The sequence below is a fragment of the Rhizobium sp. YAF28 genome, from assembly GCF_052113285.1.
Classification (GTDB): Bacteria; Pseudomonadota; Alphaproteobacteria; order Rhizobiales; family Rhizobiaceae; genus Rhizobium.
Genome location: NZ_JBFRCX010000007.1, coordinates 361,918 through 384,577 on the forward strand (window position 1 = coordinate 361,918; position 22,660 = coordinate 384,577).

20 protein-coding genes are annotated in these 22,660 nt (G+C 60.8%); 7 read left to right on the forward strand and 13 right to left on the reverse strand.

Annotated features, from left to right (window positions below):
* Window positions 1-6: 6 nt before the first annotated feature.
* The 5 genes from AB4Z13_RS18645 to AB4Z13_RS18665 form a co-directional block, all read right to left on the reverse strand.
* A complete protein-coding gene (locus tag AB4Z13_RS18645) occupies window positions 7-1,920 on the reverse strand; it encodes a beta-N-acetylhexosaminidase (protein ID WP_439017282.1) in 1,914 nt (637 codons plus the stop codon).
* Window positions 1,921-2,073: 153 nt separating this feature from the next.
* Window positions 2,074-5,220 (reverse strand): efflux RND transporter permease subunit, encoded by a 3,147-nt coding sequence (locus AB4Z13_RS18650; protein WP_439016652.1) that lies wholly within the window; start codon window positions 5,218-5,220, stop codon window positions 2,074-2,076.
* 26 nt (window positions 5,221-5,246) lie between these two features.
* Window positions 5,247-6,386 carry an efflux RND transporter periplasmic adaptor subunit gene (locus AB4Z13_RS18655; RefSeq protein WP_439016653.1) on the reverse strand — a complete coding sequence of 380 codons (1,140 nt, stop codon included), beginning with the start codon at window positions 6,384-6,386 and terminating at the stop codon, window positions 5,247-5,249.
* Between the two features lie 50 nt (window positions 6,387-6,436).
* A complete protein-coding gene (locus AB4Z13_RS18660) occupies window positions 6,437-7,045 on the reverse strand; it encodes a TetR family transcriptional regulator (RefSeq protein WP_439016654.1) in 609 nt (202 codons plus the stop codon).
* Between the two features lie 148 nt (window positions 7,046-7,193).
* Window positions 7,194-7,625 carry an OsmC family protein gene (locus AB4Z13_RS18665; protein WP_113320446.1) on the reverse strand — a complete coding sequence of 144 codons (432 nt, stop codon included), beginning with the start codon at window positions 7,623-7,625 and terminating at the stop codon, window positions 7,194-7,196.
* Window positions 7,626-7,815: 190 nt separating this feature from the next.
* Between AB4Z13_RS18665 and AB4Z13_RS18670 the strand changes: the two genes are divergently transcribed.
* The 4 genes from AB4Z13_RS18670 (at window position 7,816) to AB4Z13_RS18685 (ending at window position 11,141) form a co-directional block, all read left to right on the forward strand.
* Window positions 7,816-8,556, forward strand: coding sequence for a FadR/GntR family transcriptional regulator (locus AB4Z13_RS18670; RefSeq protein ID WP_439016655.1), 741 nt, complete (start codon window positions 7,816-7,818; stop codon window positions 8,554-8,556).
* Between the two features lie 86 nt (window positions 8,557-8,642).
* Complete coding sequence (gene dgoD, locus AB4Z13_RS18675; protein ID WP_007820404.1) at window positions 8,643-9,791, forward strand: galactonate dehydratase; 1,149 nt, start codon at window positions 8,643-8,645, stop codon at window positions 9,789-9,791.
* Between the two features lie 96 nt (window positions 9,792-9,887).
* Window positions 9,888-10,283: a DoxX family protein gene (locus AB4Z13_RS18680; protein WP_439016656.1), complete on the forward strand. Its 396-nt coding sequence runs from the start codon at window positions 9,888-9,890 to the stop codon at window positions 10,281-10,283.
* A 78-nt stretch (window positions 10,284-10,361) separates the two neighbouring features.
* A complete protein-coding gene (locus AB4Z13_RS18685; protein ID WP_439016657.1) occupies window positions 10,362-11,141 on the forward strand; it encodes an SDR family oxidoreductase in 780 nt (259 codons plus the stop codon).
* Window positions 11,142-11,625: 484 nt separating this feature from the next.
* Here AB4Z13_RS18685 and AB4Z13_RS18690 read toward each other — a convergent pair whose 3' ends face one another.
* Window positions 11,626-12,843: an adenylate/guanylate cyclase domain-containing protein gene (locus AB4Z13_RS18690; RefSeq protein WP_439016658.1), complete on the reverse strand. Its 1,218-nt coding sequence runs from the start codon at window positions 12,841-12,843 to the stop codon at window positions 11,626-11,628.
* 71 nt (window positions 12,844-12,914) lie between these two features.
* The gene (locus tag AB4Z13_RS18695) at window positions 12,915-13,937 is read right to left on the reverse strand and encodes a LacI family DNA-binding transcriptional regulator (protein ID WP_439016659.1); all 1,023 of its coding nucleotides are present in this window, start codon (window positions 13,935-13,937) and stop codon (window positions 12,915-12,917) included.
* Window positions 13,938-14,043: 106 nt separating this feature from the next.
* Here AB4Z13_RS18695 and AB4Z13_RS18700 point away from each other — a divergent pair, with 106 nt between their 5' ends.
* The 3 genes from AB4Z13_RS18700 (at window position 14,044) to AB4Z13_RS18710 (ending at window position 17,198) form a co-directional block, all read left to right on the forward strand.
* Window positions 14,044-15,231, forward strand: a complete 1,188-nt coding sequence (locus AB4Z13_RS18700; protein ID WP_439016660.1) for a phytanoyl-CoA dioxygenase family protein — start codon at window positions 14,044-14,046, stop codon at window positions 15,229-15,231.
* Between the two features lie 79 nt (window positions 15,232-15,310).
* Window positions 15,311-16,132, forward strand: a complete 822-nt coding sequence (locus AB4Z13_RS18705) for an SDR family oxidoreductase (RefSeq protein WP_439016661.1) — start codon at window positions 15,311-15,313, stop codon at window positions 16,130-16,132.
* 154 nt (window positions 16,133-16,286) lie between these two features.
* Window positions 16,287-17,198 carry an SMP-30/gluconolactonase/LRE family protein gene (locus AB4Z13_RS18710; protein WP_439016662.1) on the forward strand — a complete coding sequence of 304 codons (912 nt, stop codon included), beginning with the start codon at window positions 16,287-16,289 and terminating at the stop codon, window positions 17,196-17,198.
* A 2-nt stretch (window positions 17,199-17,200) separates the two neighbouring features.
* Here AB4Z13_RS18710 and AB4Z13_RS18715 read toward each other — a convergent pair whose 3' ends face one another.
* From AB4Z13_RS18715 to AB4Z13_RS18740, 6 genes are all read right to left on the reverse strand, one after another.
* Entirely contained in the window at window positions 17,201-17,482 is a 282-nt protein-coding gene (locus tag AB4Z13_RS18715) for a MurR/RpiR family transcriptional regulator (protein ID WP_439016663.1), read from the reverse strand.
* A gap of 70 nt (window positions 17,483-17,552) precedes the next feature.
* Complete coding sequence (locus AB4Z13_RS18720) at window positions 17,553-18,302, reverse strand: ThuA domain-containing protein (RefSeq protein ID WP_113118099.1); 750 nt, start codon at window positions 18,300-18,302, stop codon at window positions 17,553-17,555.
* A gap of 46 nt (window positions 18,303-18,348) precedes the next feature.
* The gene (locus AB4Z13_RS18725; RefSeq protein ID WP_439016664.1) at window positions 18,349-19,431 is read right to left on the reverse strand and encodes an ABC transporter ATP-binding protein; all 1,083 of its coding nucleotides are present in this window, start codon (window positions 19,429-19,431) and stop codon (window positions 18,349-18,351) included.
* Window positions 19,432-19,450: 19 nt separating this feature from the next.
* On the reverse strand, window positions 19,451-20,362 hold the full coding sequence (locus AB4Z13_RS18730; RefSeq protein WP_439016665.1) for a carbohydrate ABC transporter permease: 912 nt from the start codon (window positions 20,360-20,362) through the stop codon (window positions 19,451-19,453).
* A 1-nt stretch (window position 20,363) separates the two neighbouring features.
* A complete protein-coding gene (locus tag AB4Z13_RS18735) occupies window positions 20,364-21,251 on the reverse strand; it encodes a carbohydrate ABC transporter permease (protein WP_439016666.1) in 888 nt (295 codons plus the stop codon).
* 106 nt (window positions 21,252-21,357) lie between these two features.
* Window positions 21,358-22,650 carry an ABC transporter substrate-binding protein gene (locus AB4Z13_RS18740; protein ID WP_439016667.1) on the reverse strand — a complete coding sequence of 431 codons (1,293 nt, stop codon included), beginning with the start codon at window positions 22,648-22,650 and terminating at the stop codon, window positions 21,358-21,360.
* Window positions 22,651-22,660 lie beyond the last annotated feature (10 nt).

Sequence of the window (22,660 nt, forward strand, 5' to 3'; positions counted from 1 at the left end):
AGAGTTCTAAAGCGTCGGCCACATCCGGACGATCGCGGCAAAGCGCAGCCAGTCCTTCCGCAGACAGGGAGTCCAGGCCGCTTCGGCGATGGCCGGCAGCCGCGGGAAGACCAGCCTGTTGAAATAGGCCCGCGAGACGAAATTCTCGCCCCAGATACAGGCCTGGATACCGCGCATCCGCTCTCTCAGCTCCTCCGGCAATTCGCCTTCGGCTTCGTAAGCATAGGTCTTTTCCGGTGGCGTGAAGCCGGCCCAGCTGGCACCCGGCTCTCCCCAGTCTTCTGCCTGCGCCATGTCGAGATAGTAGGCCTGACCCGGCGTCATGACGATATCATAACCCTCACGTGCCAGCTCGATGCCGACGTCAGGTTTTTCCCAGGCCATCAGCAGCGTGCCCACGCGATCGACGCCGCCGCCCTGAGAAACCTCGTTCCAGCCGGCAAGCTTCTTGCCGCGCTTGGCAAGCATCGCCTTGATCCGTCGGAGGAAATAGGATTGCAGTTCAGCCGTACCCGCAAGCTTCTCACGCTCCATCAACGTTCTGCAAAGCGGCGAGGCAAGCCAGGAGCCATGTGGCACCTCGTCGCCGCCGATATGAATATATTCGGACGGAAAGAGCGGAAGCATTTCGTCGAACACCTTGCCGAGGAACTCATAGGTGAATTCAACCGCTGGATTGAGCGAATTATTGGGATATCCCTGCACCGACCGGTAGCCGTCCGGTGCCTCCTGTCCATCGACGAGCTGCGGTAGGGAGAGGAGTGCGGCGGAGCTGTGACCGGGTATATCGATCTCCGGCACGACTTCGACACGCAGCATGCCTGCATGAGCAACGATCCCTTTGACATCATCCTGGCTGTAAAATCCTGAACGTGGCTCCGCGCCATCGCCGAGCTGCGGCAATAGAACTTCGTCAGGCCCGCGCTTCGCACCGATCTCCGTAAGCTCGGGATAGGCCTTGATCTCCAACCGCCAGGCTTCATCGTCGGTCAGATGCCAGTGAAAAATATTGAGCTTGTTCCAGGCGAGGATATCGATCAGCCGCTTGATATCAGGGACCGGATAAAACTGCCTGCTGACATCGAGATGACAGCCGCGCCATACGTAGCGGGGTTGATCGGCGATAGTGCCGAAGACCGGAAACTGGAAGGTTTCCGGATCATGGCGCGCCCCATGCAGCATTTGCACAAGACTGATCAACCCGTAAAGCAACCCGGCCGCATCATCGGTACCAAGAATGATCTCCTGTGCCGTGAAACGTAGCTCATAGGCCGCCTCCATGATCGAGGATTCCCCCCTGAAGCGGATCTGTCGGCCCCCCTGAACCGGCTGCAGCGTGAAAGGCACGTTGTCCGCCGGAAAGAGCCGCTGGTAGAGGGCGAGCACCTTCTCCACGGCCCTGATATTCTTGGCACTCGAGCCGGCTGCCGGATAAAGTGCGACGGGCGGCACATCGCCCGGCCGCAGCGACAGGTGCAAGGGCCAGGGCAGCAACGAATATGGCTCAGTCACCTCACCCTTCGGCAGAAGCTCCGGCAATTCGCCGCGCTCCGCACCATCGAGCATCAGATCGCCAAAGCTGACGGGCACGTGCCGGCCATCGGCTAGCGTGAGGTAGGCGGATTTGATGCCCGACGTGACATGTTTCGGGCCGTTCGTCAGGCCTTCCACCGTAAACTGCCAGCTGCCACCTGGCTTGATGGTGAGCCCCTCGGGCGGAGAATACTCATGAAAATTCGCCACGCGCCGCTTCAGTGTCGCACCCTCGGCGACATGCTTGTCCGCCAGGCGGGTTAACGACGTGTAGGCAAGCGTAAAGCCGGACAGCGGCTTGGCGGACAGATTGAATAGCGTGAAGGTGAAACGCCCAAAGCTTCCTTCGACCGGACTCCAGCTCGCTTCCAGACGGTAATCGGCCACGGTCATACCTCCCTCCAGCTTATATAGAGCGATCTTTACTCCCGTTTAGCGCCACCGTCTTCTCGGCCGCTGGAAAATATCAGGCTGTACCGGCTACCTGCCGAACCCTATGGGCCGAAACAAAAATGGCGCGGCCTCGACCGCGCCATTGCCTCATTCGGCTGCCAATGCCGGCGGATGATGGATATCCCCATCCGCCTCTTCCTGGTTGGCATTGGCATGTTCGTTATTCCTGGCCTTCGGCTCACGACCGAAGAACAGGGCATAGCCGGCCGGCAGCACGAGGATGGTCAGCACGGTGGCGACCAGGATGCCGCCCATCATGGCGTAGGCAAGCGGACCCCAGAAGACGCCGCGCGAGATCGGAATCAGCGCAAGCACGGCCGTCAGCGCCGTCAGCGTGATCGGCCGGAAGCGGTTCACGGCCGCGCTGATGATCGCCTCCTGCCTGTGCATGCCCGCCTTGATATTCTGGTCGATCTGGTCGACGAGGATGATCGAGTTGCGGATGATGATGCCGAGCAGCGCGATGACGCCGAGGATCGCCACGAAGCCGAAGGGTGCGCCGCTGATCAGCAGGGCCGAGGCCGCGCCGATGATGCCGAGCGGACCGGTGGCGAAGACCAGCATCGCCTTGCCGAAGTGCTGCAACTGGGCCATCAGCAGGATCATGATGACGACGAGCATGATCGGCGCCTTGGCGGCGATCGAGGCCTGGCTTTCGGCCGAGTCCTCGGCACCGCCCTGGATCTCGATCTTGTAACCGGCAGGCAGGCTGTCGCGCAGGTCCTGCATGTCGTTATAGAGCTTGGTCACCACGTCGTTCGACTGGACATTGTCGGGCAGGGTTGCACGCACCGATATCGTCGGCAGGCGATCGCGCCGCCATTCGAGACCCTGTTCAACGACAGGCACGACCTTGGCGATCTGTGAGACCGGGACGAACCCACCGAAATCCGTCGGCACATAGACCGAGTTGACGGCCGAGAGCAGCGAACGGTTCGCGTCCGGCTCGCGGGCGACGATCGAGACCGTCTCCTCGCCATCGCGGAAGTCGTCGAGCGGCGCGCCGGACATGGCGGTCTGCAGCATCTGGCGAACGCGCTGCGAGGTGACGCCGAGTGCGCGGGCACGGTCCTGGTCGATGACCAGCTTCATCGCCGGCACCGGTTCCAGCCAGTCGTCATGAACGGCACCGAGTATCGGATCCCTGGTGAAGCGCTCCTTCACCTGATCGGCAATCCTGCGCACTTCGGCACGATCCGGACCCATCACGCGCATCTGCACCGGCCAGCCCGTCGGCGGGCCGAGGAAGAGACGATCGACCTTGCCGCGGATGTCGGGGAAATCTTCCGCGAGGATCGTCCTGAGCTTGGTGATCAGCCGTTCGCGGGCCGGCTCGTCATTGGCCATGATCAGGAGCTGGGCATAGTTCGGGTTGCGAAGCTGCTGGTCGAGCGGCAGGAAGAAGCGCGGCGCACCTTCGCCAATATAGGTGGCGATAAACTTCTTGTCGGGATCGTCCATCATCTTGGCTTCCAGCGCCTTGGCTTCGACTTCCACCTGCTTGATGCTGGTGCCCTCGGGCAGCCAGAGATCGACGAGGATTTCCGGACGCGAGGACTGCGGGAAGAAGTTCTGCGGAATGAACTGGAAGCTCCATAGGCTGGTGACGAAAGTGGCAAGCGTCAGCGCAAGTACGATGACGCGATGGCGGACCGCCCAACCGACTGTACGACGCAGGCCGCGATAGAAGCGGGTGTCGAACACGTCATGATGCTCGCCGGCATGCTTGCGCTGTTTGAGGATCATGTAGCCGAGCCATGGCGTAAAATAGACCGCCACGAACCAGGAGGTCACCAGCGCAATGCCGACGACATAGAAGAGCGAGCGCACATATTCGCCGGCCGTCGATGCCGCAAAGCCGACGGGAATGAAGCCGGCCGTGGTGATCAACGTACCCGTCAGCATCGGGAAGGCGGTCGAGGAATAGGCGAAGCTCGCCGCATCGATCTTGACGAGACCCTCCTCGAGCTTTCGCTCCATCAGTTCCACGACGATCATCGCATCGTCGACCAGCAGGCCGAGTGCGATGATCAGCGCGCCGAGCGAAATGCGCTGCAGGTCGATACCGAGTTCGTACATGATGGCAAAGGTCGCAGCCAATACCAGCGGAATGGCGATGGCGATTACCAGACCCGAGCGCCAGCCGATCGACAGGAACGAGACGATGAGCACGATGGCGAGAGCTTCGCCGAGCGCATGCATGAATTCGCTGACCGCATCGGTCACGACGTCAGGCTGGTTGGAAATCTGGTCGACAGAGACGCCATAAGGCAGCGAGTCCTCGAAGCGCTTGTAGGTCGCGTCGACGTCCTTGCCGACGTCAGTGACCTTGAAGCCCTTGGCCATGACGACGCCGACCTGCACGCTGTCGTGACCATTATAGCGGTACTTGCGCTGGTAGGGATCTTCGAGGCCGGACGTGACGGTGGCGATATCGCCGAGGCGTGTCACCTGATTGCCGGAGCGCAGCCGCAGTTCGCGGATATCTTCCACCTTGTGGACATTGCCTTCGACCGAGATGCGCACCGAACGCAGACCGGTATCGACACTGCCCGCAGGATCGACGGCGTTCTGGCCCTTGATGGCATTCTGCAGGTCGAGGATCGTCAGACCGCGCTCGGCGAGCGCCTTGGAGGAGACGTCGATATAGATCTTCTCCGGCTGGTCGCCGATGATGACCGCCTTTTCGACACCCGGCGTTGTCAGCAGCATGTCACGCGCCTGGATCGCGTACTTTTTCAGCTCAGGATAGGAATAGCCGTCGCCGCTGATCGAATGCAGCGTGATGAAGGTATCGCCGAATTCGTCGTTGAAATACGGGCCGAGCAGGCCCTGCGGCAGGTCGCCGTTGATATCGCCGACCTTCTTACGCACCTGGTAGAAGGCATCGGCCACCTGGGCGGAATCCGTATCGCCCTTCACCTGCACCGTGATGATCGTGCTGCCTGCGCGTGTATAGGACTTTACCCAGTCGAGATGCGGGGTTTCCTGCAGCTTGCGCTCGATCTTGTTGGTGACCTGGTCTTCCATGTCCTGAAGGGAAGCGCCCGGCCAGAGCGCCTGGACGACCATGACGCGGAAGGTAAAGTCCGGATCTTCCTTCTGGCCCATGCGCGTCAGGCCGAGCACGCCGGTGATCAGGATCAAACCGAAAAGGAAGCGTGCGATGCCCGGATGGCCGATCGCCCAGCGCGAAAGATTGAAGGGGCGCTTTTCAGTGCTGTTGGCGTCCATGATCCTGTTCCCTCTCCTTGAGCCGTTCAGCGGACGGCTGCGTCCGTTTCGGCGGCAGCCGATTGCTGATCGGGAAGCTTGACCTTCAGGTTTTCGCTCATGAATTGGGTACCAGCGGCAACGACGAGATCGCCATTGTCGAGCCCATTGGTTACGCGCACGCCATCACCAGTGAAATCGGCGACCTCGATGCCACGGGAGTGTACGGTCGCCGTCCCGCGATCGACGGTCCAAACGACCTTCTTGCCGTCCTTTTGCGCCAGCGCGCTGAGCGGAATGGAGACATACGTATCGCTGTTGCTGACATCGGCCTCGATCGTCGCCGTCATGCCGAGCAGCACGCGCGGGTCGTTCGGCAGGCTGACACGCACAGCGAAGGTGCGCGACTGCTGGTCGGCGCTGCCCGCGACCTCGCGAACGGTGCCATCAAGCACCAGCTTGTCATCGGACCAGAAGCTCGCCTTCACGGTTTTGCCGGGCTTGAACTGGGCGATATCGTTTTCCGGCACCGCGATCTGCACTTCCTTCTCGCCATCGACGGCAACGGCAACGACCGGCGTGCCGGATCCCACGACCTGTCCGACATCGGCATTGATGGTGGTGACGATACCGCTATGGTCCGCCTTGAGTTCCGTGTAGCTCACCTGGTTCTTCGCCTGGTCGAGCGCGGAAGCCGCAGCATCGCGGCTCGAAATCGCCTGGTCATGGCTGAGCGAAGCCTGCTCGACCTGGGATTTCGGCGCTACATTCTTGTCGAACAGCTGCTCGGCGCGGCGGTTGACGATATCAGCGGTCTCGACAGCCTTTTCGGCAGCGGCGAGATTGGCGTCGGCAGTCTTCACCGCAAGCTGGTAGTCGGTCGAGTCGATCCGTGCGAGAACGTCACCCGGCTTCACCTGTTCGCCGATATCGACGAGACGCTCGGTGATCTTGCCGGCGACGCGGAAGCCGAGGTTCATTTCCGTGCGCGCCCTTACCGATCCGGAATAATCCAGCGTACGGGTATCGCCGGCCTTGGCGATTTCGACCACCTTGACCGGACGGATAACGTCCTTGACCTCTGCCTTTTCTTCCGTGCAGCCGGCGACGCCGAGCCCGACCGCGCTAAGGAGCGCGAGGCTCATGACGGACGGCACGCGGTTGCTGAAGGTCTTGAGCGAAAACATCTTTCGCACTCCTGATCGTTTCGGGTTTTTCTTGACGGTCTTTGCCGCGCTTATTTTCTGAGTGCCCTGATCGCAAATTCGATCAGTTCGTCCACGGTCGCCCGGTTTGTCTTGGCAAGACATTGGGCAACCATTTGCGGGTGACAGAGATTGATGGTCGCCGCTCCGAAGCAGCGGGAGGCGACCTCGGGGTCCTGGTCGGCGAATTCACCGGCAGCGATGCCGTCGCGGATAACGTCGGCAATCAATGCGTGAATGGAGTCGATGTGCTTCTCGATGACATGCCAGTCGCGTTCGATCGCGACGATCACCATCTCATGCACTTTCTGCTGATCGAGCATGGTGTCGAGCGTCAGCTGATACTGGCTGCGCACGAACTGGCGCAGCCGGTCGGGAGCGCTGATCTTCTGATCGCAGATATTGGCTGCAAGCTCATAGCTCATCGCCAGCATGCGTCCGCAGATCGCCTGGTGGATCTCAACCTTGGAGGCGAAGAAACGGTAGATATTGGCAGGCGACATGCCAAGGTCGCGGGCCACATCCGCGACGGTCGTCTTGGAATAGCCGTAGTGGCGGAAAAGCCGCTCGGCCGCATCCAGGATGCGGGTGATATTTTCCTGCCGTGTGACGTCCAGCGTATTTTCCGCGATGTCATTCATGGTTTCAGGCCCGATATTAACGACTGACGAATTTTGAATTTCGTCAGTCGTAAAATATCATCCTTCATTTGTCAATGATTTTGCGATGCAAACAAAAATGCCGCAGCCTGGGCAGCTGCGGCATAGCAACGAAAACAGGTTTGAAAGATCAGACGAGCTTGACGTCGAGCGTGATAGGAACGGCGGAAAGTGCCTTGGAAACCGGGCAACCAGCCTTCGCCATGCCGGCAAGTTCTTCGAACTTCGCCTGGTCGGCGCCTGGAATGCTGCCCGATAACGACAGGTGGATGGCAGTGATGGCAAAGCCGCCTTCGACGCTTTCCAGCGTCACCTTGGCCGAGGTTTCCATATGGTCGGCCTTGAGGCCGGCTTCGCCGAGGATCAGCGACAGCGCCATGGTAAAGCAGCCTGCATGGGCAGCGCCGATAAGCTCTTCCGGGTTGGTGCCGGCAATGCCTTCGAAGCGGCTTGCGAAGCCGTAGGGATAATTGCTCAACGCGCCGCTCTGGGTCGAGATCTGCCCCTTTCCGTCCTTGAGACCACCCGACCACTGGGCCGAAGCTGTACGATTGATCTGCATGCCGTCCTCCTGTTTCGATTGATTGTCGAAGCGTTGCGCCGCTCCACCGCGAAGGACATTCTGCCCTTACGACCGGCAATATAGTCCTCTATCCGCGGAAGACGACACCAGATTGAATGCCAATCATCATACAAGAGCATTGTTTATGTATGATGATTGCTTTAAAAGACCGGTCACGAGGAGCCTTTCGATGCAGCCTGCAGCAAGACGCGACGAAAAGAGCTCGGCGCCCGAGCGCCGGCCGCGCGTTCGCCGTAACGTCACGGCGGCGATTGCCGAAGATATCTGCGCCAACCGCTATGCTGTCGGTACACTGCTGCCGCGCGAAAACGATCTCTGCGAACTCCATGGCGTCAGCCGCACCGTCATACGCGAATCCCTGAAGGTTCTGGAATCCAAGGGACTTGTGCGCGGCAAGCCGCGCATCGGCACCACCGTCTGCGACAAGGACGAGTGGAATATCCTCGATCAGGATGTGCTGGAATGGATGGGACCGCATCTGGGCGATTTCGACTTGCTTGCCAGCATTCTTGAAGCCCGCCGCACCATCGAGCCGGCTGCCGCCGAATATGCTGCAAGCCGCGCGACCGCCCAGGAGATCGCCAATCTCGACGATGCCTGGCAACGCATGCAGTCGGCGCGCGACGATTCCGAAGCTTTCACCGAGGCCGACCTCCTCTTCCATACGGTGCTTCTCAAGGCGAGCCATAACCAGGTCTTCCATCGCCTCTCCAGCGCCATCCATGCCGCCCTGAAATTTGCGCTCCACGCCTCGAACCTCGCCATGCCTGATCACCGCGAGGCGCTTGCCCTGCATGGCAAGGTGGTCGAGGCACTGCGTCTGCGGGACGCGGCGGGCGCGCGCGATTGCGTCAACCGAATTCTCGACCTCGCCAAACGCGACCTGACCGCCGCCGGCCGAACGAGATAAAGAAATGACGAAATAACAGAACTCAGAACAATATCGGCGGCTCGGCCGCTGATGGGAACACGAAGCGAAACGAGAGCACGATTTCCATGAAGATCACCAAACTGACCACCTACATCGTCCCACCGCGCTGGCTGTTTCTGAAAATCGAAACCGATGAGGGCATCGTCGGCTGGGGCGAACCGGTCGTCGAAGGTCGTGCTCTAACCGTCGAGGCCGCCGTTCACGAGCTCGCCGATTATCTTGTTGGCAAGGACCCCTTCCTGATCGAAGACCACTGGACAGTCATGTATCGCGGCGGCTTCTACCGCGGCGGCGCCATCCACATGTCGGCAATCTCGGGCATCGACCAGGCGCTCTGGGACATCAAGGGCAAGGCGCTCGGCCAGCCGATCCATTCGCTGCTCGGCGGCCAGGTGCGCGATCGCATCAAGGTCTACAGCTGGATCGGCGGCGACCGCCCCTCTGATGTCGCCCGCAACGCCAAGGACGTCGTCGCCCGCGGCTTCAAGGCGATCAAGCTCAACGGCTGTGAAGAGATGCAGATCGTCGATACCAACGAGAAGATCGACAAGGCGGTCGAGACTATTGCGACCATCCGCGAGGCGATCGGCCCGCATATCGGCATCGGCGTTGATTTCCACGGCCGTGTGCACAAGCCGATGGCCAAGGTTCTCGCCAAGGAACTCGAGCCCTACAAGCTGATGTTCATTGAGGAACCGGTCCTCTCAGAGCATCGCGAAACCCTGAAGGAAATCGCCAATCATTGCTCGACACCGATCGCGCTCGGCGAACGCCTCTATTCCCGCTGGGATTTCAAGTCGGTTCTCTCCGACGGCTATGTCGACATCATCCAGCCCGATCTTTCCCATGCCGGCGGCATCACCGAATGCCGCAAGATCGCCGCCATGGCCGAAGCCTATGACGTGGCGCTCGCCCCGCATTGCCCGCTCGGTCCCATCGCGCTTGCCGCCTGCCTGCAGGTCGATGCCATCTCCTACAATGCTTTCATTCAGGAACAGAGCCTCGGCATCCACTACAACAAGGGCAACGACATCCTGGACTACATCTCCAACAAGGAAGTCTTCCAATACGCCGACGGTTTCGTCTCCATTCCGCAAGGCCCAGGCCTCGGCGTCGAAGTGGACGAAGCCTATGTCATCGAGCGCGCCAAGGAAGGCCACCGCTGGCGCAACCCGATCTGGCGCCACGAAGATGGCAGCTTCGCCGAATGGTAAAAAAAGAAGGGCCGCGAAAGCGGTCCTTTTTCATTCGCCCTGTCGGATAGCGGACACCTCATCCGTCATGGTGGAAGCTCAAAGAGGAGATTCCACATGGCCAGAGCAATCGCAATCATCATTGCCCGCATCATCTTCAGCTTCATCTTCTTCATGGCCGCCGGCTTCAAGTTCGCCGATATCGGCGCGACCGCCGGCTACATCACCTCGGCCGGCTTTCCGATGGCGACATTCCTCGCCTGGGTCGCCGCCTTCTTCGAGATCGCGCTGGCGCTTGCCTTCATCACAGGCGCCTTCTTCAGCGAAGCGTGCCTGCTCGCAGCTGTCTATGTGATCTTCCTCGCCTTCTCTTTTCATGGCCCGTCGCTTTGGCAGCAGAACCAGGCCGAGTTCGGCTTCTTCGTCGATCACTTCAGTTTCCTAGCGGGCCTGCTCTTCGCCGCCGTTCACGGACCGGAAAAGTGGGCGCTGCGTCATAGCCTTCTGAAATAATCTCGTGGAACGATCGTACCGGAACCAAGAGCCGCTCCAATTCATTGCCTTACCGGCAAGCGCGAAGAGGAGCGGTTTATGGAGTTGCAGGGAAAGATCGCACTGGTGACCGGCGCAGGCTCCGGCATCGGCAAAGCAGCCGCATTGAAGCTCGCCGCCGAAGGCGCAAAGGTGGCGGTGCTGAGCCGCACCGAAAGCGAGGTGCAACAGACCTGCCAGGAGATCATTGCCGCCGGCGGCCAGGCGATCGAACTGACCGCCGATACCAGTGATGAAGCGCAGATGCGCAAGGCCATCGACAGGATGACCGAAAGCCTCGGCGGCATCGACATCGTCGTCGCCAATGCCGGCATTAATGGCGTCTGGGCGCCGATCGACGACCTCAAGCCCGACGAGTGGGATCAGACCATGGCCGTGAACCTGCGCGGCACTTATCTAACCCTGCATCTGACCGTCCCTTATCTGAAGATGAACGGCGGCTCGATCATCGTCGTCTCCTCGATCAACGGCACACGCACCTTCACGACGCCGGGCGCCACGGCCTATGCAGCCACCAAGGCCGGCCAGGTCGCCATGGTGCAGCAACTGGCGCTGGAGCTCGGCAAACACGGCATCCGCGTCAACGCCGTCTGTCCCGGCGCGATCGACACCAGCATTTCCGCCAACACCACATCGCGCCATCGCGAGGAAACCGAAGTGCCCGTCATCTGGCCGGAGGGCGAAATCCCGATCACCGGCGGCAGGGCGGGATCAAGCGATGATGTCGCCGAAACGATCCTCTTCCTCGCCTCCGAACGCGCCAGGCATATTACCGGCACGCCCGTCTGGATCGACGGCGGACAGGGATTGCTGCGTTAGAGCAGTTGCTCGGAGCGAACAGCCGACCGGATGAGCGGCACTGTGCATAGGCAGCAGAGGCTGCATAGGCATTTTTGGTCGTATGTGGAAAAATGTCAGACATTCACATGACGGATACATAATCCGACATTTCCTGTAAGGCGTAGGGAAGTGCCTATGCGGCCCCTGCAGCCTATGCAGGCACTCAAGCCTCGCAGATCTTGCCTAAGCTTGAAGCCTGTCGTGCGAAAATGTGAAACGATCCGCAACGGATCCGGTCCATCGCTCGGGCAATGAATTCGAGTCGCCTATGCCTCAGGCCGACCGGACCATCAGCAGAGTGCATAGGATGCATAACTTGCATAGGTTTCTTCCTACTTTCGTGGAGAAATGTCAAACATTCACATGACACACGACGAATCTGACATTTCCTAGAAGGCGTGGGAAACTGCCCCTGCATCTTATGCATCCTATGCGGGCTCTGAACGCGGATGGATCTTGCTGGTCAGCCGTTCAGCCGCGCGCTTTCCAGCGTGTAAAGCAATTGCGGGCGCTTGACGCCGCGCAGAGCATAGCGGCCGATACAGGCGAGAAGATTGCGCTCCGCCTCGGGGATCGCCGCTTCGAAATCCGACGACATCAGCACGTTGAGATCGACCGAACGGCAAATCGAGGCAATGCGGCTCACCTCGTTGACGGCCGGGCCGATGACCGTGAAATCAAGGCGGTCCTGGCTGCCGATATTACCGTAGAAGACATCGCCGATATGCAGGCCGATATAGACATCGGTCGTCGGCCGCCGGTCCACCTCGCGCGCCGCGTTCAGCGCCGCAAGCTTCTGCCGCAGCAGACGCTCCGCCTGCAGAGCCGCAGAACAGCTTTGCGCCGGATCCTCGCCCTTGAAGATGGCAAGCACGCCGTCGCCGATCAGCTTCAGCACATTGCCGCCGGCCTCATGGATCGCGGTGATCACCACCTCGCTATATTCATTGAGCAACGGAATGATCTCTTCCGGGGCCGAATTGTCCGAAATCTTCGTGTAGTTCAGCAGGTCGGAAAACCAGAGCGCGGCCGAAATCCGCTCAGTCTTGCCGCGCGAGATCTTGCCGTCCATCACCTGGCGCGCCGCATCCTCGCCGAGATAGACCTCGGCGATGGTGCGCGCGATGCGGGCGAGCGCCACGCATTTGATCGCGAGTCCCAGCACCGGCACCAGCTTGCGCAGGATGGCGAGATCATGCTCCGAGAAGCCTTCGGGATGCTTGGTGGAAAAGTGCGAGAAGAAGCAATCCATCTCGCCGATCGTGCCGGCCGGCGCGAAACGGTGCGCCATGGCGACATAATCGGTATGGCCCGACGCATGGATCTGCTCCAGCATGATGAAATCGGTCGGATCGCCAAAACCGATCCTGCGCCGTACCTCTTTGGTGCCTGTTGTCCAGAGATGATAGAAAGCCGAGCGACGCCAGGTATCCAGTCCCTGACCTTCGCTCGAAGGTCCGTATTCGAACTCACCTTCGAAGGCCTCTGAATTGTCCCAGCGGAAGGCCCGGCCTTCATGGACAGGATGAAGCGTGTCCATCAGCGCCATGGCACGATCGAGCCGCATGCCGGCCTTGCGGCAGGCCTGGCAAAAGCCGATCAGCAACTCCGCTTCAGACACGCCATTCAGGCCCTGTTCCGTCACCCAAGCCGCAATTGTGCTGACGTCGCTATAGTCCATGCGCGCTCCTCATTATCACCAAGCTGTAGCGTGAATCTGCCGCCGATGGAAAGACAATCAACCCGAACAGACTATTGCAGAGCCGGCATATTGTAGGGCGTGACGATTTCGACGGCCGAAAACGCCGCCTGCGCCGTCCTGCCGGCAGGGATAGTGCGGGCCATGATGGCGCGAAAGGCCGAACGCGCATCTGTCCTCAGATCGTGATGCAGCACGAAATCGATCCGCCGTTCGGCAAGCAGAGCGCGGTTGTCGGCATCGAGATCATGCGCCACGAAAATCGAGACCGGCCGGCCCGCTGCCTCGAAGGCCGCAAGCACCGCGCGATTACCGCCGCCGACCGAATAGACGGCGTTGATTGCAGCATCTTCCGCAAGGGCGGCAGCAACGAGCGTGCCGGTCGCAGCATCTGTGCCATGCCCTTCGCTCACCTCGATAATGCCGATCGACGGATAATGGCCTCGGATCACCTGGCGAAAGCCGATCTCCCGCTCCTCCTCGCCGCGGAACCGGCCGCTCGACAGCGTAACCAGCGCCTTGCCGCCGGAAGCCCCGATGAGCCGGCCGATGAGATAGGCGGCCGTCCCGCCGGCCGCCCGGTTATCGGCGCCGGCATAGGCGGAGCGCGCCGAATTCGGCAGATCAGTGACGAGGGTGACGACCGGAATATCGACAGCATCGAGCCTTGCGACGGCCGCGACGATATCGGGCACATCGGGCGCCTTCAGCACGATGCCATGCGTACCGCGCAGCCGGATACGATCGAGAAGCTGCACCAGTTCCGCCGCCCGCATCACTTCGGCAAAATGAAACCGGCAGCGGAAGATGGTCGGCAGGAATGTCGCGACCTCTGCTTCGAAAGCTGCCCGCACCGCCGTGCTGAACCTGTCAGGCGTCTCCATGACGATATCGATGGTGAGCTTGCGGCCGGCCACATCGGCGCCCGCCTGTTTCTCGAGCTCGGCGATCGCCGCCTTGACCCGCATCTCGGTCTGCCGCCTGACACCCGGCCGGCCGTTCAGCACCCGGTCGACGGTCGCCGTGCTGAGCCCGGCCTGGAAAGCGATATCCTTGACGAGAAAGGGATGGGCCATGCCGCAGTCATACCCCGGCGTTCTGATGGATTTTTGATGGATTCCTGATCTATATCAGGATCGTCAGCGGCGTATAGTCCATCCATCGGAAATGGAGGATCACCCGATGAAAACCGACGACCCGCAAAAACTGCGCGCCGACCGCGTCTGGCTGACAGAGGACGCCTGCGATCTCGACGATTTCCGTGCGCTCGCCGAAAAGACCACTATCCTTGCCGACTATCCGACGGCCTCAGCCGTCGAGAAGAACGTGCTGATCTATGACAGCCCTAAGGTGATCGAGGCGGTATCGACGCCGGAAGGCCGTAGCGCCATTCTCGCCGAAATCTGCGAGGCCTTCGGCATCGGCCCCGGCGTGGTCGTCTTCAAACATGCCTACGAAGACACCGGGGTCATTGACCGGGCGAGCGTGATCTTCGACGAGATCATCGAGGAGCAGCACCGCACCTCGACCGGCGGCGGCGACCATTTCGCCAAGCCGGGCGCCAACGACCGCATCTGGAACTCGCTGGAAAAACACTGCCTGGCCGATCCTGAGAATTTCGCCCGCTACTACGGCAATGCCATCGTGGCGCTGGCAAGCGAGGCATGGCTTGGCCCACATTATCAGATGACGGCGCAGGTCAACCGCGTGAACCCCGGTGGTGCCGCACAATCGGCCCACCGCGACTATCACCTCGGCTTCCAGTCATCCAAGGTGATCGAGCAGTTCCCCGCGCATGTTCACCGCCTCTCGCCGGTGCTGACGCTGCAGGGCGCGGTTGCTCATTGCGACATGCCGCTCGAAAGCGGCCCGACGCTTTTCCTGCCGCACAGCCAGACCTATCAGCCGGGCTACCTCGCCCTCAAGCGCCAGGAATTCAAGGATTACTTCGACCAGAACCATATCCAGCTGCCGCTGGAAAAGGGCGATGTCGTCTTCTTCAATCCCGCCCTCTTCCATGCCGCCGGCACGAACCGCTCGAAGGATGTCAAGCGTGTGGCGAACCTGCTGCAGGTCTCCTCTGCATTCGGCCGGGCGATGGAAACCGTCAATCGCGAGCGCATGAGCGCAAAACTGTTCCCTGCCCTCAAGGCGCTGAAGGGCAAGCTTTCGGCAGGCGAGATCGCCAACGCCGTCGCCTCCTGCGCGGAGGGCTATTCCTTCCCGACCAATCTCGACCGCGACCCGCCGCTCGGCGGCCTCGCGCCGAAGACACAGGCCCAGCTGATGCACGAGGCCCTCGCCGAAAACTGGAGCGACCACACCTTCACCGAGGCACTTGCCGAACAGGCAGCCAGGAAGCTGAGCTGACACGGCCATCACAACACCATCATCCCAGAGCCCCTTACCGCCGGTAAGGGGCCATTCGCATATCAGGAGGAAAAGACACATGAGCACGGATTACGCCCGCCTCGACGGCAAGATCGCCATCGTCACCGGCGGCACACAGGGCCTCGGCGCCACCATCGCCCGCCTCTTTGCCGAACGCGGCGCCAAGGGCATCGTCATCTGCGGCCGCAACGAGGCCAAGGGCAAGGCGAAAGCCGAGGAGATTTCGTCAAAGACAGGCGCGAAGGCAGTCTACGTCAAGGCCGATCTCGGCAAGGTCGAGGACGCGCAAAATGTCGTCCATGTCTGTGATCAGACCTTCGGCCGCGTCGATGCTCTGGTCAATGCCGCTGCCATCACCGACCGCGGCACGATCCTCGATACCAGCCCCGAGCTCTTCGATGCCATGTTCGCGGTCAATGTCCGCGCCCCCTTCTTCCTCATGCAGGAAGCGGTCAAGGTTATGCGTCGCGAGAAGATCGAAGGCACCATCGTCAATATCGGCTCCATGTCCGCCAAGGCCGGCCAGCCCTTCATCGCCGCCTATTGCGCCTCCAAGGGTGCGCTGGAAACGCTGACCAAGAACACTGCCTATGCGCTGCTGCGTAACCGCATCCGCGTCAATGGCCTGAATATCGGCTGGATGGCTTCCGAGGGCGAAGACCGCATCCAGAGAGAGTTTCACAAGGCTTCGGATGACTGGCTCACCAAGGCCGCCGCAAGTCAGCCTTTCGGCCGGCTTGTCGACCCGGAAGAAGTGGCTCGCGCCTGCGCCTATCTCTCGTCAGCCGAATCCGGCCTCATGACCGGCTCCGTCATCTGCTTCGATCAGTCGATCTGGGGCGCCTATGACGGTTCGCCGCATCCTGTTGCCGCGCTTTGAAAATTCACGAGCAATTCCAGCAAAACTGTGCAGCGGCTTTGCGTTCGGAGTTGCGTAAAAACACCCATAGCTCGACGCTTTCTGCCGCCGGGCTATAGCAGATTCAATCATTTGCCGCTACGAAGATGCAACATCGATCTGGGAGGAATCGGGCATGGCTGGAAGCGAGCTTTATGACGTCAGAGACGAGCGCTTCGGGGCGCTGATCGCCGGTAGCGCGGTACTGGAAGAACTGTACAGAGGCTGCCGCTGGGCCGAGGGTCCGGTCTGGTTTTCCGATCTGAACTGCCTTCTTTGGAGCGACATTCCGAACGAGCGCATGATGCGCTGGGTGCCGGATGGAACAGTCTCCGTATTCCGCTCGCCTTCCAACTACGTCAACGGCAATACCCGTGACCGGCAAGGCCGTCTCGTTTCCTGCGAGCACGGCGGACGCCGTGTGACCCGCACTGAGCCTGATGGACGCATTACCGTTCTTGCCGACAGCTACAACGGCAAACGGCTGAATTCGCCGAACGACGTCGTGGTCAAATCCGACGGGTCGATCTGGTTTACCGATCCAAGCTACGGCATCATGTCAGACTACGAAGGCCACAAATCTCCGGAAGAGCAGGAAAGCCGCAACGTCTACCGCATCGACGCCGCAACCGGCGAGATCGAAGCCGTCGTCACCGATTTCATCCAGCCGAACGGCCTCGCCTTCTCGCCCGACGAACGCCAGCTCTTCATCGCCGATTCCGGCTCCTCCAATCACGAAGTCCCACGCCATATCCGCGTCTTCGATGTCGTGGATAGCCGCAAGCTGACAAACAGCCGCTATTTCTGCTCGATCGACAGCGGCGTGCCGGATGGTTTCCGTTTCGATGTCTCCGGAAATCTCTGGACGAGTGCGGCCGACGGCGTGCACTGCTTTGCGCCTGACGGCACGCTGATCGGCAAGATCAAGGTGCCGCAGACCGTCTCCAACATCACCTTCGGCGGCCCGAAGAAGAACCGCCTCTTCATCACCGCGACGCAATCGCTCTATTCGATCTATACGACGACGAACGGCGCGCAGTACCCGTAAACCTATCCTTTGCGGACTGCGGCCCTGAGACCTTGTTGGAAAACCTGCTTCATCTCGGCAAAACCGTCAAAGCCGAGATGATGCGCAAAGCGGATGACGCTGGTCTGCGAGACATTGCAGCGCTCGGCAATCTTCTGGCTGCTTTCGAAGGCGAAGACATCGGGCCGCTCGGCGGCAAGCCTCGCCAGCGTATCGAGCCGCTGCGGCAGATCGCGATGGATGGAAACCCAGAATGCCTTGCTGAGAAAGGCATCTCCATCAGCCTTCATCGAAACAGTCTGCATTTCTGCCTCCATCGTTTACCCCTCGCGGAGGCCGAAGCCATCATGACCCCAGCCCCCGCGGAGGAACTATTTAAGCCTTCACCTTGTCCGGCCGGCCATGCAGCGGCTCCTTGCGGTGCCAGTTTTCGAGGATGCGGCCATCCGTGTGTTTCTGCTGCGCCCAGCGGATGCCGTTCGAAATTACCTTGTGCACCGTCTTGTCGTGATAGATCGGATAGGTCTCGTGGCCCGGGCTGAAGAAGAAGATGCGCCCGCGGCCGCGCTGGAAGGTGCAGCCGCTGCGGAACACTTCGCCGCCAGAATACCAGGAGATGAAGACCAGTTCGTCGGGCTGCGGAATGTCGAAAGGCTCACCATACATTTCCGAGGCATTGACCTCGAAATAGGGCGGCAGGCCCTCGGCGATCGGATGCGAGGGATTGACCACCCAGACACGCTCCAGATCACCCTCAGGCGTTTCGCGCCACGAGAGATTGGCATTGGTGCCCATCAGCCGGCGGAAGAGCTTGGAATGATGGCCGGAATGCAGGACCAGCAGGCCCATGCCCTTCAGCACCCGCTGCTGGACGCGGTCGATCAGCCCGTCGCTGACCTCCTCATGCGCCATGTGACCCCACCAGAGCAGCACGTCGGTATCGTTGAGCACGGAATCCGGCAGGCCTTCATCCGGATCGTCGAGCGTGCCGCGGCGGATCTCGAAATCGGGATGGGCGATACCGGCGGCGATCGCGCCGTCGATACGATCAGGATAGATATCCTGAACTTCCTTGTGGACCTGTTCGTGGCGTCCTTCGTTCCAGATCGTGACCTTGATTGTCATGCTATTCCTCGATGTTCTGGGCCTCGATGTTTCAAGCCCTAATAGTTCAGGCGGTCGCCGACCGGATGACCCGGCCGGCGGAATCAAACAGATGGCAACCGGCGCGCTCTGCCGTCAGCGACACACGATCGCCGGGACGGATGGTCATGTCGCCCTCGGTGCGCACGACGATCGGCTGCTGCTGCGAACCGACCGTCAGATAGGTCTCGACGCCGAGCCGCTCGACGATGACGACCTCGGCCGAAAAATCGCCCTGCCCCTGCGGTGCGAGCTTCAGATGCTCCGGCCGGATGCCGAGTTTCGCCTCGCCCTGCGGCACGGCGCCATTGGCATCCGAGAGATCGATGGCAAGGCCGAGCGGGCTTTCCAGATGCACCTTGCCGGCATTCCGACGCGTCGCCGTCATCGGCAGCACATTCATTTTCGGCGAGCCGATAAAGGTCGCGACGAACTCGTTTTCCGGCTGGTGATACAGCTCCATCGGCGCGCCCTGCTGGGCGACGACGCCCTTGTTAAGCACCACGATGCGATCGGCCATCGTCATCGCCTCGACCTGATCGTGCGTCACATAGACGACGGTTGCCTTCAGCTCGCGATGCAGGCGCTGCAGCTCGGCGCGCATCTGCACGCGCAGCGCCGAATCGAGGTTCGACAGCGGCTCGTCGAACAGGATCAGCGACGGCTTCTTGATGATGGCGCGGCCGATCGCTACGCGCTGGCGCTGGCCGCCGGAAAGGGCTGCCGGCTTGCGGTTGAGATAGTCGGTCAGCTGCAGGATTTCGGCGACGCCCTCGACCTGCTTCTTGATTTCGGCTTCCGGCACCTTCTTGAGGCTCAGCGAAAAGCCGATATTTTCCGCGACCGTCATATGCGGATAGAGCGCGTAGGACTGGAACACCATGGCGATGCCGCGCTTGTCTGGCGGCACATCGTTGATGCGCTGGCCGTTCAGCACCAGATCGCCCTCGTCGATACCTTCGAGGCCGGCGATCATGCGCAACAGCGTGGACTTGCCGCAGCCGGACGGGCCGACGAACACGGCGAACTCGCCGTCTTCCACTGTGATATCGACGCCCTTGATGACTTCGAGCGCGCCGTAGAATTTGCGAACGTTTCTGAGATTGATCATTCGTTTCTCTTTCTTGATCTCAGCCCTTCACACCGCCCGCGAAGGTCTGGACGAGGAAGCGCCGCGCAAAGCCGAAGGCGACGACGGCCGGCAGCAGGTAAATGAAGGCGAGAGCCGTCAGCAGGCCGTAATCGATCTCGTTGATACGCAGGAAGGCGCGGAAGAGACCGAGCGGCAGCGTCTGCAGCTCCGGCGACGACAGGAAGATCAGCGGCAGCAGGAAATCGCCCCAAGCCGACATGAAAGCGAAGAGGCCGGCAGCCGCGAGCCCCGGCATGGCAAGCGGGATCAGCACGCGGCGGATGCGCTGCATCATCGTCGCCCCGTCCATGACGGCCGCTTCCTCATAGTCGCGCGGCAAGCCGTCGAAGAAGGTCTTCATGATCCAGAGGCCCAGCGGCAACTGCATGGTAGCAAGCACCAGCATGATGCCGAGATAGCCGTCGATGAACCCGGTCCACCGCATGATATCGCGGGCATAGCTGCCGAAGATCGGCCTGAGAATCGCGCCTTCCGCATTGTTCAGCGTCAGCAGAAACTTGTAGAGCGGCACGACGAGTGCCGTCGGCGGCAGCACGCGGATCAGCAGGATCGCGTAGAGGAACGGCAGCTTCCACCAGGCCCGCGTGCGCGACAGCGCATAGCCGCCGAGCCCCGCCAGAACCATGACGATAAGCGTCGCGCCGCCGACCACGAAGAGCGAGTTGAACAGCCACTTCGCCCCGTCCTCCTTGGTGAAGACGCGCGCGTAATTTGCAAGCGTCCACTGCTCCGGCCAGCGCAGGAAGAGCTGCGCATTGCCGTCGAAGGAGGCAAGCAGCACCCAGAAGAAGGGCACGGCGCAGAAGATCGAGATGATCGACAGCGTTGCATAGGCAAGCAGATCGGAGCGGGTCTTGTTAGCCCCTTCGCTCGGAGAAATAACGGCCATGTCAGACCTCCACTTTCATGGCGCGCACATAGCCGATGCCCAGGATCAGCGAGATGAGGAGCGCGACGACCGCGACCGCAGCGCCGTAACCGAGCTGGAAGGCCGTAAACGACTGGTTATAGATATAGATGCTGACCACCTCCGTAGCTCCGCCAGGCCCGCCGCGCGTCAGCGCATAGACAAGGCCGAAGACGGCAATGGTGGAGACGGCCGAGATCAGCATGTAGAGCAGGATCGTCGGCATCATCAGCGGCAGGGTGATGCGGCGAAACATCTGCGAGGGTGTTGCGCCATCCATGCGCGCCGCCTCGTAGATCTCGAAGGGAATAGTGCTGAGGCCGGCCGTCAGCAGGATCATCGCGGTGGCGATGCCGCGCCAGGTATTGACAATGATGATCATCGACAGCGGAAAAGCGTTCAGCCAGTCGGCAGGATCGATGCCGAAGAAGGCGACGATGCGCGACAGTGTGGCATGCTCGCCGCCGGCCAGCATCGAAATCCACATGAAGCCGGCAACGACCTCAGGTGCCGCGTTCGGCAGAAGAATGATCGAGGAGAAAAACCGCCGAAAACGGATCGGTCGGCGCAGCGCCATGGCCGATATCAACCCGAGCACGAACTGCCCGATGACGGCCGAACCCATGACGAAGACGAAGGTAACGAACAGCGAATTCCAGAACTTCGCATCGTTGAGCAGACGCGTGTAGTTGCGAATGCCGACAAAGCGCGGCCGCAGCGCCGCAGCCCCCGTCAGCGCCTCATTGGTAAAGCTCAGATAGACGGAATAGAGAGCGGGATAGATCACGAAGGCCAGAAGCAGGATCAGCGACGGCAGCAGAACCAGCAAGAGTTGGCGCTCGGTTCGCTTTTCATGAGAGTTTCGGGCCATTGAAGCTCACAACCTTATCGAATGAATCCGGCTTATCGAATGAAAGCGGGAAGACGCGGCGATCATGCCGCGTCCCCGTCCTGGGCGGGAGAAAGATATCAGTGGCTTACTTGACCATGTCGTCGCCGAGCGTTTCCTTGACGTAGTCGACAAGGATCTTCTGGGCGCCGGCAGCATCCGTTTCCTTGCGCAGCAGGGCTTCCGTGGCGCGCGCCACGCCTTCGGCAACAGTGCCGAAGCCGGAAGCCTGTTTCAGGAAGACGCCGTTTCCGGCAGCAGCATGGATCGGAACCAGTTCCGTCAGCTTCTGGAATTCCGGATCCTTGGCAGCATCCCTGCTGGCCGGAATGTTGCCGATGCGGGCAGCATAGGAAACCTGCGTTTCGACCGAGCCGATTTCCATCAGTGCCTTCTTGGCAAGTTCCACATTGGCGGACTTGGAGTTGACGGCCCACGGAGCGGCGAGGTTGGCAAGCACGTACTGGCCGCCGCTCTGGCCCGGAACGGTCCAGGTGCCGACGATCTTGGTCACGTCAGGGATCGGGTTCTTGCTCTCGCGACCCCAGTCGAAGATGTAGCACCAGGAACCGCAGGTGGTGGCGGCAAGCTTGCCGGCCGGGAACATCTCGTACTTCGGCACGACCCAGGGCTCCGGCCCGAGAAGCGGCTGCACCGGCATCAGGTCCTTGTCTATCAGCGTCTTGTAGACGTTGAAGACATCCTTTACGCCTTCGCCATTCAGATCGAGCTTGCCGTCAGCATCGACCAGCTGTGGCGTCTTGGAGCCGACGATCAGGTGCTGGAAGCCTTCATCGAAGGCACCGCTGCCCCAGGAAACGCCGGCCGGGAAGAGCAGGCCGTAGGAACCGGTCTTCTGCTTCACCTCGGCGGCGCGGTCGAGGAGCTCCTGCCAGGTCTTCGGCTGTTCCGTGGAAATGCCGGCCTTTTCGAGAACGTCCTTGCGGAAATAGATTTCCTGGATGCCGAGCATGAACGGCATCACATAGGTTTCTCCGTCAGGGCTGACGGCGAGCTGCTTGGCGACGTCATAGAAATTGGCATAACCGTCCCAGGCCTTGAATTCGGCGGTCACGGGCGCGAGGTAACCGGCCTCAACCATGTCGGCAACGGCGGCCGTCGTCGGAATGGAGAAGAGATCGGGTGCATTGCCGGCACCGAGCTCGGTCAGAAGCTTGGTGAGATAGTCTTTGTCCGGCGCCGGATATTCGACAACCTCGACCGTTACGCCGTATTTTTTCTCGATCCGCTCAACGGTCGACTTCATCGCGTCGATGCCGGCCTGACCGTGATTGGCGATACGAATTGTTTCAGCATGCGCCAGCGTCGAAACCGCGCTGAGCAGGATGGCGCACAGGCCACCGATAACCGTCTTCTTCAACGGAAGTCCT